Origin of the sequence: Neptuniibacter sp. QD37_6 (assembly GCF_047778085.1) — a bacterium.
In the GTDB taxonomy this organism is placed as follows: Bacteria; Pseudomonadota; Gammaproteobacteria; order Pseudomonadales; family Balneatricaceae; genus Neptuniibacter.
Map to the genome: position 1 here is coordinate 941,098 of NZ_CP180550.1, position 17,050 is coordinate 958,147.

Sequence of the window (17,050 nt, forward strand, 5' to 3'; positions counted from 1 at the left end):
GCCTCAATAATGTGGAGGGGGTGGCTCATTATCGCCAGCGCCAGCAACTCCGTCCACCGTTAGGTTTTTCAACTGCTGGTTCATGATCTTGAGCATACGTTTTAAACGCTCTAGTTCAATCTCCTGAGATGCAACCATGTTATTTAATTTATCCAGAGTGTCTTCTTGAAACGCCACGCGGGTTTCTAACTCTGTAATGCGTTCTTGATCGTTCATTGAATGGATCCAAGCCATGCGTGTGATTGAGATTTAGCATAGTTTATCAGACTACGATATTAAACGAATGTGGCTTATTTGCGGGATTAACAATATAAGCTGTTGAAAAAAATCACGAAATTCGCTATACCTCTCTGTTTGGTAGGGATAATCTTTATTCCGCCAGTACAAGTGCTATTCATGTGATAAATGACAATATAATACAATGAGGGTTAATCAGTGATTCGTAGTCTGATTGTGAGTGCTATCGCGGCCGTTTTAGTGCCAGTTCTGTTAGGTTCGGTAGCGGGTGTTGAGGTTGAGTTATCTAATATTGCTGCTGTGGCAGTTGTGTTTGTAGTGACTTTTGCTGCTTCTTTCTTTGCAGCGTCTGGTAACAATGCTGAAGCAGATGCTTCTGTAGTAAATGGTGCAGAAGAAGAGTATATCGACGAAAACGATGACCGTGAGCAGGGCACCGTTAAGTGGTTTAACGTGTCTAAAGGTTTCGGCTTTATCACCCGTGGTGAAGACGATGACGTATTTGTTCACTTCCGTAATATTCGTGGTCGTGGTCACCGATCTTTGGCAGAAGGTCAAAAGGTACGCTTCCATGTACGTGAGAGTGATAAAGGTCTTCAGGCGGAAGATGTTTCTGTTGTAAGAGACTAAGCTCATTCCAACGGGGTTGCTGTTCTGGTAACCCCGTTGTATTTACCTCTCTAATTCTCACCTGCCTAAAATCGCTTCAATTCTTCTCATTACTTCCTCGATTCCACAATAGCCATAGCTAATCGCATGTGCTCCGGCTTCTGTTGCAATAAATAGCGAAGGAAACCCTTGGGCGCCCAAAGCGTGGCTCTGTTGTATTTGTTGTTCTAGTTCGGTTTGGATCTCTGGGTCATTCATTAGCGAGTTGAAAATGTCTTTGTCCAATCCAATACCTTCTGCAAGGTTGGTAAGTACTTCTATATCTGAAGGGTTTAAAGCCTTTTGGTAATAGGCTTGTTGAATAGCTTCTATCATTTCAAAAGCAACATCTGATTCAAGATGCTCAGCGGCAATTACGGCGCGACAGGCTGGATAAGTGCTACGTCTAGGCGTGTTGTCACGCCAGAAGTCGAAATTAAATTTTGCTCCAGTATGTTCCTCAATGTGCTGCCAAATTGAGATCAGTTTTTGTTGCATCGCTTCTGGCATAGGCTGATCTGAGTCAGGGGCTAAGCCTCCCATCAGTAATTGCCAATGCAATTCTGGATATTTATCTTTTAAGTGGGAAATCACCGGTGAGAATGCCCAGCACCAACTGCACATTGGGTCCATTACATAAATAAAATTTGCCATCTTTGCTTCTGTCTAGGTGTTTAAATGCTCTGATCTAAAATGGTGAACGGAATATTCTCTATAAACTATTAGTGTTAAATATATCAGAGAGATAAGCTCCTAGTACTTAATTAAAGGAGCTTATTATGCCGTACGTTAATATCAAAATTACCGATGAGGGTGTTACTGCTGATCAGAAAAAACAGCTTATTGAGGGGGCTACTAAACTCCTTGTAGATGTTTTGAATAAAAACCCAGCAACAACCGTTGTAGTGATTGACGAAGTGAATACTGATAACTGGGGAGTGGCCGGTGAAGTAATCACTGAAAGGAGAAACCAAGGGAAATAACAATTTCTACTTTTATTGCTGATCCTTCCTATGCAAAATGGCCAATAAACAGTGGGGTATGGCTACACTGCTGTTTGAATCTGTTTTATAGTCAAATCAAATAATCCAAGGAGTAGGGCAATGGAAATAGGTACAATTATCTTTCTGGTGATAATTGCGGCAGCAGTTTTTTATGTGATCAGTATATACAACAGCTTGGTGAAGCTTAAAAACCGTTATGAAAACGGTTTTTCCCAAATAGAGGTGCAGTTAAAGCGTCGTTACGACCTTATTCCTAACCTAGTGGAAGTTGCTCAAGGCTATATGAAGCATGAACGCGAAACGCTTGAAGCGGTTATTCAGGCAAGAAATGAAGCTTCTACATTGTTGAAAGGTGCGGCCGCGGTGCATAGCGCTGATTCACTGCAGCAGTTGTCAGGTGCTGAAAATCAGTTGCAATCGGCATTGGGTAAGTTGAATTTTGTTATGGAAGATTACCCAGATCTAAAAGCCAATGAAAATATGATGCAACTGTCAGAGGAGCTATCATCTACTGAAAACCGAGTGGCTTTCGCTCGCCAAGCGTTTAACGATGCGGTGACTGAATACAATACTTACCGCCAATCTTTCCCTCCAGTTTTCTTCGCGAACATGTTTGGTCACTCTCAAGATGCTACCTTGCTTGAGTTTGATGACAGTGAACAGATTCAAGCAGCACCAAAAGTAAGTTTTTAACAACTTACGAGGTTGCTGATCCATGAATTTTTTTGAGCAACAAGACAAAGCTCGACGTAATACCGGCTGGCTTGTCTTCCTTTTCTGCCTAGCTGTTCTCAGCTTAATCATGATTACCAATCTATTAGTGGGTTTAGCTTTTCATTTATTATCGAGTAATACAGCCAATCTAGTACCAGCGTACGATACATCTTTCTTTGGAAGCCTAAGTATATTTTCTTGGAGAAGCTTTGGGCTGATAAGTTTAGCTATAGGCGGTGTGGTTGGATGCGCCATTTTGTACAAATGGTGGCAGCTGTCGTCTGGTGGTAAAGCGGTGGCTGAATCATTAGGTGGCGTACGTATACTACCTGATAGCGAAGAAGCGAATGAGCGTTTGGTACTCAATGTTGTCGAGGAGATGGCATTGGCTTCAGGGATGCCTGTCCCGCCGGTATACCTAATGGCGCATGAAATGGGTATTAATGCCTTTGCTGCAGGCAATACACCAGCTGATGCGGTTATTGGTGTTACTCAGGGTTCCATAGAGCACTTTAAAAGGGATGAGCTGCAGGGAGTTATTGCGCATGAATTTAGTCATATTCTGAATGGTGATATGCGCCTAAACCTGCGTTTGATCTCTTTGCTGCATGGCATCGTGTTTATTGGTCAGGTAGGGGAACTCTTTGCTCGAGGTGGGAGTGATCGCCGTTCCGACGGAAGGATAGCACTGCTTGGATTTGGGTTAATGATCGTCGGTTGGTTAGGGATCTTTTTTGGCAAACTTATCAAATCTGCAGTAAGTCGACAGCGAGAATTCTTGGCGGATGCCAGTGCAGTGCAGTTCACCCGTAATCCTGATGGCATTGCGAATGCACTAAAACTGATTGGTGGATATTCGCCGGGTAGTGAGATCAACAACGTTCATCGTAGCGAAGTTAGTCATCTGTTTTTTGGCCAAGCGATCTCTAGCCTTTCTAGTCTATTTGCAACGCACCCTCCAATTGTTGACCGAATTCTTCGTGTTGATCCCCATTGGGATGGCAATTTTCTTTATCGTGGTAACGAAACCCGAGAGCGAAAGCTTGCAGAAGAACAGCAGATAAACGATGAGAAACGTCAGAGGATGCAAGAGGCTACCGCGATAGGTACAGCGGTTTTGACGGGGTCTGGAGACAGTGCTCTAACAGATAATAGTTTGAGTGCCGCGCGAGAGAAAATAGATCAAATCCCTGAATGTTTGTGTGGACAGGCTAAAGAATCCTTAGGTGCAATGTCTATTTGTTGTTCTTTACTGCTTCATAGTGAAGGTGAGCTACGTCAGAAACAGCTGGAGATGATTAAGGCAACTGAGTTTCAGGGCTTAGAGCAGGAAGTACTTAAAACGACTCAGTCAGTAGATAATCTTCAAGAGCATTGTCGTTTACCTCTGATCGAGTTATTACTTCCCGCACTGAAGTGTATGTCAGCGGAACAGTATAAGCAGTTTAAACGCCTATTAATGCAGTTGATTAGAGCGGATAAGAAAACTGATCTATTTGAATGGTGTCTATTCCAGTTGGTTCAGCATTACCTTGCTGGAGAATATGAGCCAGAGCTTAAGAGCGCTCCGCTCTATAAAACACCAGGTCAGATCGGTGATCAATATGCGCAAATTTTATCTGTTGTGGCTCGTTTTGGTCATGAAGATGAAGAAACAGCGGAAAGGGCATTTAATCGAGGTGCAGGTGCGGTCTCTCTCTATAACATCCACCTTTTACCGGCTGGCGATTGTGATGTTCAGGTGTTTATCAAAGCGGTAAATGCACTGGGGCTTGCGTATCCTTTGCTGCAGAGACGTTTACTAATTGGTCTGTGTCGATGCATTGAGCATGATGGCAAGCTTACAACGACTGAACGCGAGTTGATAACGGCAATTGCGGCCATAATGGGATGTCCTCTGCCAAAGCTAGAGCATCTATACGAGGGTGAATAATTATGCAAGCTCATACTGAGCTTGCTTATCTTTTTGAATGGAAGTGTTAACTTATTAACAGGCAAGCTGCTTGTTTGAGGTTAGCCTTTCCATCTCTTCTTTAATATGTTCTGGCGAATAGTCTACAAATTTTCGACCGGCAACTAGGCGGCTAAGTGTACGTCCCTCTATATGCACATACACTCGATCATGAGAGCGATGAAATTCAATCACCTCGCCACTTCTATCTTTTTCAAAATGGCCATCGGTAAAAACCTTATCTAATTGGACAGTTAGATCTTCACTATTATTAGTTTGCTTGATGACAGTTGCTGGTAAGCAATGACCGCTTTCTAAAATGGTTACGCCGTCGCCGATGGCATAGGTACAAAATTTATCTTCGGCTTTACGTTGTAGTAATTCGTCGACGACATCAATAAGGATATTTTTCACTACCTCATGAGCTTCAAATGAACCTAAGAGTTTTCCACAAAAAGCACGGTGATCTGCTGCGGAATGCCATGCAGCAGCATTGTTATCGTTAACGGCCTGACGAATAAGTTGATTAAACCGATTGATATCCATCTACTTCTCTCCCTGAGTTGTTTACTACCTTGTTAGGGTGGACTCTCAGTAGACTAGACGGGAATAACTAAAACTCAAGAAATGATCTAGCTATGCTAGTTGAGATTTTTTCAATATAAAGTAGTGGAAATGACGGTTTTTCATGCTTCCTTAGTATGAGTTTTTGGCTTATATATCCTTTTTCCACTCTAAAGAGAGTGATACTGAGTCAGCAAATCTTAGGGCGTGTGGTTTATCAATGGTTACTTTGGCATAAACCGTCCATGGGTGAGTTGTGCATATATCTAAGACATCAGAAACGAGTTTCTCGAGCAGTAAAAAGCGTCCATCTTCCACATGCTTAATTATTTCTTTTGTGATGGTTTTGTAATTGAGAGCCTGATCAACATCATCGGCGAAAGCTTTATTCGCTGGATACTGAATTTCGATATTAATAACAACATCCTGCTGTTTTTCCATCTCTTCAGGGTTAAAACCAATAAAAGTACGTAAGCGAAGATTGGTGATGTTGATAATTGCGTTGCTGAGCATGGAAGTCCTTTTGTTCACAGATAGGGGGTGAGTTCAGTTTATAGGGAGTTTGATTGTGAAAGTAGTGCCTTCATCGGTTTTGCTTTGTAATTGAATCTCGCCGTTGTGTTTTTTTATGATGTTATGTGAAATGGCTAACCCCATACCTGTGCCTTGTCCTACAGGTTTAGTGGTAAAGAAAGGGGTGAATATATCTTTCTGCACTTCTTCGGATATACCACAGCCATTGTCGCCAATTTCAATATATACGTATTGATCATCATATTTGGATCTCACAGAAATACAGGGAGCCTGACAATTTATAGTGGCATGTTTGGCATTCATAATGAGATTGAGAAATACCTGATTAAGTTCGTTGAGGTTGCACTCGATCTTTGGCAAGGGCTCAAGCGAAATGTCTAAGGTGATGGAGTTTTTTAATTCGCTTTTTAACAGTTTTAAAGTGCTATTTATGCCTTCTACGAGATCGTAACTACCGTGGTCATTGGCTTGTGTGCGCGAGAAGCTTCGTAAGTTTTGGATAATATCTCTAACGCGTATCAAGCCTTCTTGTGTATCTTCCATGAGTTGCGGAATGTCCTCAGAAATAAAATCGATATCTTCGGATATAAGAAGCTCTTCTAAAGACTCTTTTTGATCAGCAGGAAGTGAAGGCAGTAAGCGTTTTATTTCATTAAGAATAAGATTGTAGGCATCAAAGTACTGCTTCAGAGATTCAACATTACTTTTGATAAAGGCTATAGGGTTGTTTATTTCGTGCGCTATGCCCGCAGATAACGTACCTAATGTGGCTAACTTCTCGTTTTGCAGCATCATGGTTTGCTGCTTTTGGAGTTGTTCGTAGCTTTGTTCTAAGTTCTGATTTTTTTGGTAAAGCTCGCGAGACTTTTCTTCAAGTAAGTGTTCAGCTTCAAGTCGAGCTTTGCGTTCGCGTTCGTATGCTTGTTTATAAGGGTTAGAGGTATCGGTCATTTGTGAAACTCAACGATTATGTCGCAATGGGGATCGCCTTTATGGCAGCAAACATCGTGTGTTATAGAGATCGGTGTCTCATATTTTGTAGCTGCACCTCTAATTAATCCCTCAGCTAATATGCATAATTTCCTTGGAGAGCTGTAGCGCATAAGCAGCGCACCATTTTCCAATTTCTCATATTCAAAACGGGGTAAGGAAGGGTTTTCAAATAGTTTTTTAACTTCTAAGTGGATAACGCTATCTACGCTTTCAAGGAAACTACAGAGGTCAGGTTGTTGCTCAATAAAAACCGGATAGCGGCGGGCTAAGCTATCAAATAGAAATTCACCAAATGCGCCTACTAATGTACCGAATTCTATACCTGTTTGTTCAGAAATCTCAGCAACCAGAGCAAAGAGCTCATCATCTGGATAGGTCTGCCCAGAGGTATATACCCCATCAAGGGATAATTTATCTAGAATATTATTCCATTGTTCTAGGCCGCACTGATCGATCACCATCTCTTCGAGAATATTGAAAACAACCCCTTTCATTACAAGCCACCTTCATTTCGCAGAAAAAAGTTATGATCTTCAATATAGACTATTTTATGGTATCTGGCATAAATGTCCTCTTCTCTATTAGTTAACGCTTTGATTTTGCAATTTAGACGTACTTTTTTATATGACTTTTGTGACAAATGAGAAATCCATGACTACTTTTAATTAAGAGAAAAGTCGTTAGGAAGGTTGAGTTATGAAAACTTATACATCAGGTGATGTCGCACAAATCTGCGGTGTAAGTTTGCGCACGGTGATCCGTTGGATAGAAAAAGGTGAATTGAAAGGGTTTAAGTTGCCAGGTCGAGGCAATAACCGTGTATCGGAAGATAATTTACTAAAGTTCCTTAAAGCTCACGATATTCCGTTACCAGAGGAACTGGCTGCGCCTGGTGATAATTTAATTCTGATTGTTGATGATGAGCCGGCGGCAGCTAGAGCGATACAGCGGGTTTTAAGAGGGGCTGGATATGAGACACAAATCGCAGTAAATGGCTTTGAAGCAGGGTCATTATTAACGCAGTTAAAACCGGCCGTTATGACCCTTGATCTTAATATGCCGGGGTTAAATGGTGAGGATGTTATTAGTTACGTTAGACATTCAGACCATCTCATATCTACACGTATTGTAGTCATTTCAGGAACATCTGAAGCTGAATTAGAACGGGCTGTTAAGCATGGAGCGGATTGCTATCTGTCGAAGCCTTATGCCAATTCTGATCTGCTCAAACAGATTGAGCTACTCATGGATAGCTCTGATAGCCAGATAATCGAAACTTCGAGAGCAATCTGATTATGAAACAGGGAACCGTTGTATTTATTGATGATGAAGCAAGTACTCTAAGGGCGTTAAGGAGAAGCTTTCGAGGGTATACGAGTGAATGGAGCTTTGTTTTTGAATCATCTCCAATAAAAGCACTTCAGATAATTAAAGAACAAAGGCCCTGTATTGTTGTTTGCGATAAACGCATGCCAGAAATGGATGGCGAAAAATTGCTAAGGGCTGTTCAAGAAAGTGTGCCCGAAGCGATGCGAATTTTAATCAGCGGTGATACCAGTGATAACACAGTGTTGGTGTCGGCGGATGTCGCCCATCTCCTTTTACCTAAACCTTTTGACGCTGAAGAGTTAGTTGAGGTTCTTGAGAGAGCCAAGGCGTTAAAACAGGTTCCTATATCTGATGCGCAACGTAAGTTGATCGGGTCATTACAGCACCTACCTGCACTTCCTTTAGTTTATGCCGAACTTAAAAAGTATTTAGGTTGCTCAGATGAACCTGAAATCAATAAATTAGTAGAAATTATAGAATGTGATCTAGCAATATCTGCCAAAGTTATCCAAGTGGCTAATTCTAGTTTCTTTGGTTTTCAAACGAAGACCGAAAGCTTACAGCAGGCACTCATGCGTCTTGGCGTTGGGCTCGTAGAGAGCTTGGTTTTATTTTTTGGAATCTGTAAACAAGAGCCTAAAAACTTTGATGCTAATCGAGCACAAACCGTTGTGAACATATTGCAGGATTCTAATGTCTCGACAGCCAGTGATTACACCCAAGATCAGGTTTATTTGGCAGGTCTATTTCATGAAATTGGATCTTTAGTTGATATAGATGATGCCTCTCATGGTGATGCGATTGGTGCTTATTTACTTAAATTATGGGGGTTTGCTCCCGAAGTGGTGAATGCCGTCTTATACCAGTCCAATCCATTAAAGCAGATTCCTGTATCTAAATTGACTTGCCAGCTTTTTGTAGCCAAGCAGTTGGCAGCTGGCGATATATCTTTAGACGAACTTTCAGAAGAAATTCTGGATTGCGCGGAAATTTCTGTTAAGGAGAGTACCGAATGAAAATTTTACACTCTTTGGTTTTAGCGATTTTAATCGTTTTTATGCCAGTTAAGTCCTTTGGTGAAACATTAACCCTGGGGATCGTCCCTCAACAATCTGCGAAAAAACTAGCGAAATTATGGACGCCGATCAGTGCTTATCTAAGCGAAAAATCAGGCGTGAAAATCATGTTTGCTACGGCTCAAGATATACCAACCTTCGAAAAAAGGGTGTTGGCTGGTGAGTATGATATCGCTTATATGAATCCTTACCACTATACGGTCTTTAGTCAAAAAACGGGGTATCAAGCGATTCTAAAGCAGAAAGATAAGCGTATTAAAGGGATTGTAGTTGTCCAAAAAGATAGCCCAATAAAGAGTTTGTCAGAACTTGATTCGAGCACGTTGTCGTTTCCTTCTCCTGCTGCATTTGCTGCTAGTGTATTGCCCCGCGCAAAGATGAATAAAGAGGGTATTAGCTTTCAGCCTAAATATGTTTCCTCACATGATTCAGTTTACCTGACGGTATCAAGAGGACTGTTTCCTGCTGGGGGAGGGGTCATGAGAACCTTTAATAATACCGACCCTAAAGTTAGAGAAAATCTACGTATTTTATGGACAACGCCAGGTTACACCCCTCATGCCATTGCTGTTCACCCGCGCGTTGGAAATGAAAAACTGAAGAAAATACAGCAAGCATTTTTAAGCATGAATGAGGACCCTGAAGGTCAAGCTCTTTTGAAAACCATCAATTTCAAAGGTATGGAAATCGCAGCCAATGAAGATTGGGATGATGTCAGGGAATTAGATATTAAGTTGCTTGAGCATCTATTGAAGTAGTAGTTGGAATTAGCCGTGTCTCTTCGACTCAAAACGATACTGGGTATCGCCACCATAGAAGCATTATTGCTGTTGCTGCTGATTAGCATGACCTTAGATTATCTTCGTACCACAAACTATGAAGGTTTAAGTAAGCGTGCTCATACAACAGCGACTTTGTTTGCGACGACGACTAAAGATGCGGTGCTTAGTTACGACTTAGCTTCGTTGGAAGCCTTTGTTTCTGAAGTGATGATTAACCCTGATCTTGTTTATGCAAGGGTTCTCGGGCCAGAAAAAATAGTGTTTGCTGAAAAAGGCAGTGCAGACGTGTTGTCGAAACCCTTTTCCTCAGATCAATCTGTTTCGACTGTTAAAGACGGTATTTTTGATACTTACGCCGAGATCTCTGAAGGGGGGCAAGTTTACGGTCGAGTGGAGTTAGGGCTAGATATCAACAGCCTAAATAAAACGATTGAAGAGGCCGAGCAGCGAAGCGCATTGATTGCGGCGATAGAGATGGGGCTAGTGGCTCTGTTTTCTTTGATATTAGGAACTTATCTGACGCGCCAGCTTAAGGTGCTGACCCAAGCTGCTGAGGTTATTTCAGTTGGTGATTTCGAAATTAAAGTACCGGTTAAAGGCCAAGATGAAGTGGCAGATGTAGCCATCGCTTTTAATGCGATGGCAAGTAACCTGCATGAAGCGAGTGCGCGAAGAGATGAGTTTGAAATACAACTCAAAGAACTTAATCGCTCGCTTGAGGAGAGGGTTGATGAACGGACTAAGGAGTTAGTGGCTAAGAACGGACAGTTAGAGCAGGCTAATAAAGAGATAAAAGAAGCTCAGGCAAAATTGTTACAGTCAGAAAAAATGGCCTCGATCGGGTTATTGGCAGCGGGTGTGGCCCATGAGATTAATAATCCATTAGGGTTTGTCATTAGTAATTTAAGAACTCTAGAACTCTACGCGAATAACTATCGACAATTGATCTCTGTTCAGCAAGAGATCATAGATAGTTCTGAGGGTGAAAAGCGCGATAGTCTCATTCTTAAACTGAAAGAGCTTCGAGATGAATTAGATTTGGAATTTATGAATGAAGATCTGGATGACCTATTAAAAGATACCAAAGAAGGGTCCGCCCGGGTTAAAGATATTGTCCAGGGGTTAAAAGCATTTTCCCATGTTGATCCAGTTGAAAAGTACGAACTTTGTAATCTGAATGACTGTATTGAAGCAACTTTAAAGGTTGTGAATAATGAATTGAAATACCACTGCAAACTAGCAACTGATTTAGCTGATATTCCGTTAACGTATTGTTTACCCGGTAAAATTAAGCAAGTACTGTTGAATTTACTGGTCAATGCAGGACAGGCTATTACAGATACCGGTACGATTGATGTGAGCTCCAAGGTTAATCAAGATCGAATTGAGATCAAAGTTAAAGACTCGGGGCATGGAATCGCGAAGGAACAGATAGATAAATTGTTTGACCCTTTCTTTACTACCAAGAAGGTGGGTGAAGGAACTGGACTTGGCTTATCGATCTCTTATGGAATTATTGTTGAAGAACATAACGGTGATATTTTGGTGGACAGCGAACCAGGTAAAGGGACCTGTTTTACCTTGGCACTACCCATACTAACTAAGGCACCTTCCCTGCCGAAGCAGACTGAATCCCACGACCTAGTAAAGGAGTAAAAATAGGTTATGAGCTATCCGAATAATACAATTTTACTAGTTGATGATGAGCTGGCTGTTCTTAATTCCCTTAAACGCTTATTAAGACCTCTAAAGTGCAAAGTCCTTACTACCGTTTCTCCAAATGAAGCACTGGAAATATTGCGTGAAAATCCGGTCGATATCTTAGTCAGTGATATGCGTATGCCCGAAATGGGCGGTGAAGAGTTTCTCGAGAAAGCGGCAAAAGAGTTTCCTGATATAGAGCGGATTGTTATTTCCGGTTATGCCGAAGCACAAGCCGCTATTGACGCTATTAATCGTGGTAAAGTGAGTCGGTTTTTGCTGAAGCCTTGGGAAGACAGCGATGTCATAAAAATGGTGGAAAAGGGTTTTCGATTAGCGAGTTTGCAGCAAGAAAATGAACGACTTCAGCAGGAAACCCAAGAAAAGAATGAACAGTTAGAAGCACTTAACCGATCCTTAGACAGCAAAGTCCAAGAGCGTACTCGTCAACTTAAAATGGCAAATGACCGAATTAAAGATAGCTATCGTTCGGTTGTTCGTATGTTCTCTACCCAAACGGCTCGCCGATTAGGTATTAAAGCTACAAAAGAAAACCGTAAGCTTAATCAGGTACTGGTGGCTGTTGCGAAAAAGTTTGGTTTAGAGGGGCAAGAGCTTAAGCAGCTTTATTATGCTTGGCAATTACGTCAGATCGGTAAACTGAGTTTTTCTGATGAGCTTTTAAAAAATCCCTACCTAACGATGGAAACGGAGCAACAGCGAACCTTTCAACAATACCCTCTATTAGCGCAAGCGGCGTTGTTGTTAGTGAAGCCTCTATACCCTGCAGGACAGATCATTCTTCAGCATAAAGAGTATCTTGATGGTAGTGGTTACCCTAAAGGTTTAAAAGGCGATCAAATTTCGATCCGTGCGCAAATTCTTTGTGTAGTGAACGATTATGTTGAGATGGTTTCTGGCTTGTATGATGAGCGTCAGTACAGTACAACAGAAGCGATCCGTTATATGCAGGCCACAGCCGCTGAACGTTATAACCAAGATGTGGTTGAGGTTCTGTCAGAGGTCATTGAAGGGTTGTCTAAAACTGGTGATGTTCTAAATGATAAACAGATATCCAGTGAACAATTACGAGAGGGCATGAAGTTAAGCCGTGATCTGATTAGTCAGGAAGGTATTTTACTACTCAGTGCAGATCAGGATCTCGATGAAGTCGCCATCGAACGAATTCGAGAAATGGAATTTAACTTAGAAGAAGCGTTAGAAATATACGTTTCTCAAAAGTAATGGCCAAGTAAAGGGTGATGTATGGATGTTCAGGTACTGTTGGTAGATGATGAACCCCATATCTTGGCTTCTTTACAGCGTTTGATGCGCCGAGCAGATATCACTTTCGCAACGGCTTCATCTGGGGAGGACGCTCTACAATGGCTTAGTGAAAACAGAGCGGAGGTTATTTTATCTGATTATCGAATGCCGGGATTATCAGGTACTGAGATGCTAACTAAGGTGGAAGCTAAATGGCCTGACACTAAGCGGATTATACTGAGTGGGCATTCTGATTTTGATACGGTTCTTAAAGCTGTTCATAGTGGTGTTGTTCATAAATTCTTAGCGAAGCCTTGGAGTAACCAAGAGCTTGTAGAGCACCTACATATATCGCTTTCGCAAACAAATTTGAAAGCTGAGTCACCTTCAGTCCAACATAATGTCTTGGCAACTGCGACTGACCTATCTCCCAAAGCTACTGCTACCCAGCTACAGGTTATTTTAGACACGGTCATCGATGGTATTGTCACCATTGATGATCTGGGAAAAATTGCATCAGCAAATAAAGCTATTGAAAGGATTTTTGGTTATTCCAAAAATGATCTGAGATGTAGGGATTTTTCTCTTTTATTGCCTGAGCCTTATCGAAGTCAATATGACTATTACTTAGTTAACAATACAGGGGATGGTTTAAAAGAGCTTTTAGGGAATCAGAGAAGACTTGTTGGTGTACGAAAAAATGGTGAGGTGTTCCCGATAGAATTGAGTGTCACTTCAATGGAGATTGAAGGACATTCAAAATTTTTGGGAATGATCAGAGATATTAGCCGTCGAGTTAGTGCAGAAAGTGAGAATGAACTGCTCATCGGGGCGTTAGAAATGGCGCAAGATGGTTTTGCGCTGTTTGGAGCTGGAGACAAGTTACTTAGATTTAATCGTCAATTTAGAAATCTATACAGCGAATATGGTGTTGATCTTTCCGGCAGTGTCACCTATGAGTCATTTTTTCGAAACTGTGTAGAAAAAGGGCTGTTTTGCGAAGCTCAGAACAACCCTGAACAGTGGATAGAACAACAGCTAGCGTTACACGCATCACTTCCGATCATTAAGCAATACGAGCTTCAGCCAAATGTATGGATTGAGATCCATGAGACGCAAGCGGATAACGGTGCAATTATCGTTTCCCATCTAAATATCAGCGAGTTAAAGCAAACCCAATTTTCTCTTGAAAAAGCGGTATCCGAAGCGAACCGTGCAAATAGCGCTAGAGGACGTTTCTTGGCAATGATGAGTCATGAGATTCGCACGCCTTTAAACTGTGTTTTAGGGCTACTTCAACTACTACAAGATACGCAACTTGATGGCTCCCAATCTAAGTTTGTAGAAAGCGCTTTAGCGTCGGGGCAAGGCTTACTCACTATTATCTCGGATATTCTCGATTTCTCGAAAATAGAAGCAGATAAACTAGAAATAGTTCCAGCGCCTTGTAACTTGCGCTTGCTACTAAGTCAGCTTGAGCAGTTACTGATGCCGCGGGTGGAAGAGAAATCGATTGTACTCAATTTTCAGATTGATCCGTCAGTACCTGATTGGATTGAAATAGATGAACAACGATTACGCCAGATACTACTAAATCTGCTCTGCAACGCGATCAAATTCACAGACTATGGTGAGGTCAGTCTCCAAGTAGATTTACTAGCTAATAATCGCCTGGGCTTTAAAGTGATTGATACCGGCATAGGTATCCCTTGGGATGAACAAGGGCAGATCTTTTCTGAATTCACTACCATCAGTAATACGCAAAATCGTCCCTACGAGGGTACAGGTTTAGGCCTTTCAATAAGCCAAAAACTGGTGAATTTACTGGGTGGCGAACTGAAATTTAGCAGTGAACCGAGTAAAGGTAGCACATTTAGCTTCTCTCTAGCTGTTGTTGAATCAGCAGTTCCAGCTAACAGCGCAGCAGTCACCGGTGATGTCAGATTTAATGCTTCTGTTTTAGTGGTCGATGATAGTGCGACCAATCGGATTGTCGTTGAACATATGTTGGTGGCCTTAGGACTTAAAACGGTTTGTGTATCCAGTGGTGCTGAGGCGATTGAAGCCTACCAGCCAGGTCGGTTCCAATTGATCTTAATGGATATATCCATGCCCGATATGGATGGTTATGAGACAACAAAAAAAATGCGTTTGCGAGATGATTGGGGCGGTACACCGATCATCGCTTTTACTGCGTACGTCATGCCTGAAGACAGAGAAAAGATAAATCGATATGAGATGTCAGGTTATCTGGAAAAGCCACTAGATAAAAAAGTGCTGGTTCAGGTCATTTCACCTTTATTGGCTACTTACAAGGTTGATTCAAGTAAACAGAGTATCGACTCAGTTGTTACAGATGATGGCACAGAGCTGCTTGAACCAGACTATGTGAATCAGTTAGCACGTGATACCTCTGAAGAAGTTCTACCCCAACTGGTCAATGTCTTTAAAGAGGATGTTGATAAAAGGCTAGAGGAGCTTTCTAACCCAGATATCGATGATGCATTACTCGAACGCAACCTCCATACGATCGGTAGTAGCTCCGCATTATATGGCTTGATAACCTTATCTAAGAAAGCCAGAAGTCTTGAGAAGGTGTGTCGAGAGGGCGGATGCGCAAGAGCATCGCTGCTCGATTTTCTAGCGCTCGCTCAGCAAAGCTTAGATTGTTTGGATCAGTTTATGTTGGAAAGAAAAGCTTAAGCGTTTTCTTTCCAACTATTACGTTTCCGATAGATGGTAGCAGCGCTGATTTTCAGATAATGGGCTGCCGTTGGAATATTGCCCCCACAAAGATCAATTGCTCGTTCAATCGCTTCTTGTTCGATATCGGCCATCGGCCTGATTAACTCTGAGAGTTGATCCTGAACAGGGCTTGATATATCCGACGGTGAAAATGCGGGTGCAGCAATCATAGGTTCTGGAGTTGCTGCGGCCATGCTATGTACTGCTGCCGATTGCACCGGCTTGATACAGCTATCTAATGGAGCAGGTAACATAGCTTGAGTGACTTCATCACCGTTATGAAGAACCACGATATTTCGGACAACGTTTTGTAACTGACGCACATTACCTGGCCAATCGTAGTTGCTTAAAATAAGCTCTGTTTCAGGTTCAAAGCGCTTAAAGCCTTTACCTTCCTCTTCGGCATACTGAGTTAAGAAGCTTTGGGCTATCTCAATAACGTCATTCTCTCGTTCTCGTAGAGGCGGAAGGTGAATCGGCAGAACGTGTAAACGGTAATACAGATCTTCGCGGAAGTTACCTGCTTGAATCTCAGTGAGCGGATCTTTGTTACTTGCGCAGACAATGCGAACATCAACCTTTTCGGTTTTATCACTGCCGACTTTTTGTAGGGTGCCGGTCTGTAAAAAACGCAGTAGCTTGGATTGAAGAGCAAGCTCCATTTCGCAGATTTCATCAAGGAACAAAGTACCGCCATTTGCGGCGCTGGCAGCACCATCGCGATCACTAACGGCTCCTGTAAAGGCGCCTTTTTTATGACCGAAGATTTCGCTTTCAATAAGGTCTTTTGGGATAGCGCCACAGTTTAGAGCAATAAAAGGGGATTTTTGGCGTTCACTCCGCTGGTGGATTGCTTCTGCGCAGACCTCCTTACCTGTACCACTTTCGCCAGTGATAAAAATGGTAGCTTTTGAGCTCGCCGCGCTATCGATGACTTGATAGACCCGCTGCATCGATAGAGAAGAACCAATAAAGCCACAGAAATTGTGACGATCAATCTCTTCTCGATAGGTTTCAACAATTCGTTTGAGTTTTTGGCTTTCGAAGGTGTTATTGAGTGTGGTGACTAAACGGTCTTTGCTGAACGGCTTGACCAGATAATCCCGCGCACCCAGTCGCATCGCTTCGATAGCGGTATTCATCGAGCAATCGCCTGTAGTGACAATGACTTCGGTAGTGATCTCTTCTTGATTTATCTTTTCGAGAATTTCTATCCCGTTCATATCGGGTAAACTGAAATCGAGGAGAATACCGTCGAAGCTCTCATTATCTAAGGCTGCTAATGCTCCTGCACCTGTTTCTTCATGGTGAATCTGGTATGACAAACCAGTGAGGTAGCTGCGGTAAACCGCCGCCATGGAAACATCATCTTCAACTAGCAGAATACGATTAACTTCAGGTACGGGCATAGGACGTCCTCTCCAACCAAAAACCTACCTTTAGCCTATGCTACAGGGTAGGCTGTTACAAGCACCAAGTGATTGAATTTTATCCGATATCGGTTTG

At 42.2% G+C, this 17,050-nt stretch carries 17 protein-coding genes; 10 read left to right on the top strand and 7 right to left on the bottom strand.

Annotated features, from left to right (window positions below):
* Positions 1-3 precede the first annotated feature (3 nt).
* Positions 4-216 carry a SlyX family protein gene (locus ACMXYO_RS04200; RefSeq protein ID WP_415883754.1) on the bottom strand — a complete coding sequence of 71 codons (213 nt, stop codon included), beginning with the start codon at positions 214-216 and terminating at the stop codon, positions 4-6.
* A gap of 219 nt (positions 217-435) precedes the next feature.
* Here ACMXYO_RS04200 and ACMXYO_RS04205 point away from each other — a divergent pair, with 219 nt between their 5' ends.
* Positions 436-867, top strand: coding sequence for a cold-shock protein (locus tag ACMXYO_RS04205; protein ID WP_415883755.1), 432 nt, complete (start codon positions 436-438; stop codon positions 865-867).
* A 57-nt stretch (positions 868-924) separates the two neighbouring features.
* On the opposite strand, the gene ACMXYO_RS04210 is transcribed toward ACMXYO_RS04205, so the two are convergent.
* Positions 925-1,539, bottom strand: a complete 615-nt coding sequence (locus ACMXYO_RS04210) for a DsbA family protein (RefSeq protein WP_415887253.1) — start codon at positions 1,537-1,539, stop codon at positions 925-927.
* 125 nt (positions 1,540-1,664) lie between these two features.
* Between ACMXYO_RS04210 and ACMXYO_RS04215 the strand changes: the two genes are divergently transcribed.
* The 3 genes from ACMXYO_RS04215 (at position 1,665) to ACMXYO_RS04225 (ending at position 4,536) form a co-directional block, all read left to right on the top strand.
* Complete coding sequence (locus tag ACMXYO_RS04215) at positions 1,665-1,868, top strand: 2-hydroxymuconate tautomerase family protein (protein WP_415887254.1); 204 nt, start codon at positions 1,665-1,667, stop codon at positions 1,866-1,868.
* Positions 1,869-1,988: 120 nt separating this feature from the next.
* The gene (locus tag ACMXYO_RS04220) at positions 1,989-2,582 is read left to right on the top strand and encodes a LemA family protein (protein WP_415887255.1); all 594 of its coding nucleotides are present in this window, start codon (positions 1,989-1,991) and stop codon (positions 2,580-2,582) included.
* Positions 2,583-2,604: 22 nt separating this feature from the next.
* A complete protein-coding gene (locus ACMXYO_RS04225) occupies positions 2,605-4,536 on the top strand; it encodes a M48 family metallopeptidase (RefSeq protein ID WP_415887256.1) in 1,932 nt (643 codons plus the stop codon).
* Positions 4,537-4,590: 54 nt separating this feature from the next.
* On the opposite strand, the gene ACMXYO_RS04230 is transcribed toward ACMXYO_RS04225, so the two are convergent.
* The 4 genes from ACMXYO_RS04230 to ACMXYO_RS04245 form a co-directional block, all read right to left on the bottom strand.
* The gene (locus ACMXYO_RS04230) at positions 4,591-5,100 is read right to left on the bottom strand and encodes a hypothetical protein (protein WP_415887258.1); all 510 of its coding nucleotides are present in this window, start codon (positions 5,098-5,100) and stop codon (positions 4,591-4,593) included.
* Between the two features lie 168 nt (positions 5,101-5,268).
* Positions 5,269-5,631, bottom strand: coding sequence for a dihydroneopterin triphosphate 2'-epimerase (gene folX / locus ACMXYO_RS04235; RefSeq protein ID WP_415887259.1), 363 nt, complete (start codon positions 5,629-5,631; stop codon positions 5,269-5,271).
* A 33-nt stretch (positions 5,632-5,664) separates the two neighbouring features.
* Complete coding sequence (locus ACMXYO_RS04240) at positions 5,665-6,603, bottom strand: sensor histidine kinase (protein WP_415887260.1); 939 nt, start codon at positions 6,601-6,603, stop codon at positions 5,665-5,667.
* Positions 6,600-7,139: a heme NO-binding domain-containing protein gene (locus ACMXYO_RS04245; RefSeq protein WP_415887261.1), complete on the bottom strand. Its 540-nt coding sequence runs from the start codon at positions 7,137-7,139 to the stop codon at positions 6,600-6,602. Before ACMXYO_RS04245 ends, ACMXYO_RS04240 begins: the two co-directional genes overlap by 4 nt.
* A gap of 202 nt (positions 7,140-7,341) precedes the next feature.
* Here ACMXYO_RS04245 and ACMXYO_RS04250 point away from each other — a divergent pair, with 202 nt between their 5' ends.
* Genes ACMXYO_RS04250 through ACMXYO_RS04275 form a run of 6 tightly spaced genes read left to right on the top strand, consistent with a single transcriptional unit; the run spans position 7,342 to position 15,502 of the window.
* Entirely contained in the window at positions 7,342-7,938 is a 597-nt protein-coding gene (locus tag ACMXYO_RS04250) for a response regulator (protein WP_415887263.1), read from the top strand.
* Positions 7,939-7,940: 2 nt separating this feature from the next.
* A complete protein-coding gene (locus ACMXYO_RS04255) occupies positions 7,941-8,990 on the top strand; it encodes an HDOD domain-containing protein (RefSeq protein WP_415887265.1) in 1,050 nt (349 codons plus the stop codon).
* On the top strand, positions 8,987-9,808 hold the full coding sequence (locus ACMXYO_RS04260; protein WP_415887266.1) for a phosphate/phosphite/phosphonate ABC transporter substrate-binding protein: 822 nt from the start codon (positions 8,987-8,989) through the stop codon (positions 9,806-9,808). The genes ACMXYO_RS04255 and ACMXYO_RS04260 overlap by 4 nt, the downstream gene beginning before the upstream one ends.
* 15 nt (positions 9,809-9,823) lie before the next feature.
* Positions 9,824-11,488, top strand: a complete 1,665-nt coding sequence (locus tag ACMXYO_RS04265) for a sensor histidine kinase (RefSeq protein WP_415887267.1) — start codon at positions 9,824-9,826, stop codon at positions 11,486-11,488.
* A gap of 9 nt (positions 11,489-11,497) precedes the next feature.
* On the top strand, positions 11,498-12,778 hold the full coding sequence (locus ACMXYO_RS04270; RefSeq protein ID WP_415887268.1) for an HD domain-containing phosphohydrolase: 1,281 nt from the start codon (positions 11,498-11,500) through the stop codon (positions 12,776-12,778).
* A 21-nt stretch (positions 12,779-12,799) separates the two neighbouring features.
* Complete coding sequence (locus ACMXYO_RS04275; protein ID WP_415887269.1) at positions 12,800-15,502, top strand: response regulator; 2,703 nt, start codon at positions 12,800-12,802, stop codon at positions 15,500-15,502.
* Here ACMXYO_RS04275 and ACMXYO_RS04280 read toward each other — a convergent pair.
* Positions 15,499-16,953: a sigma-54-dependent transcriptional regulator gene (locus ACMXYO_RS04280; protein ID WP_415887271.1), complete on the bottom strand. Its 1,455-nt coding sequence runs from the start codon at positions 16,951-16,953 to the stop codon at positions 15,499-15,501. The two genes, ACMXYO_RS04275 and ACMXYO_RS04280, sit on opposite strands and share 4 nt — an antisense overlap.
* Between the last annotated feature and the right edge of the window lie 97 nt (positions 16,954-17,050).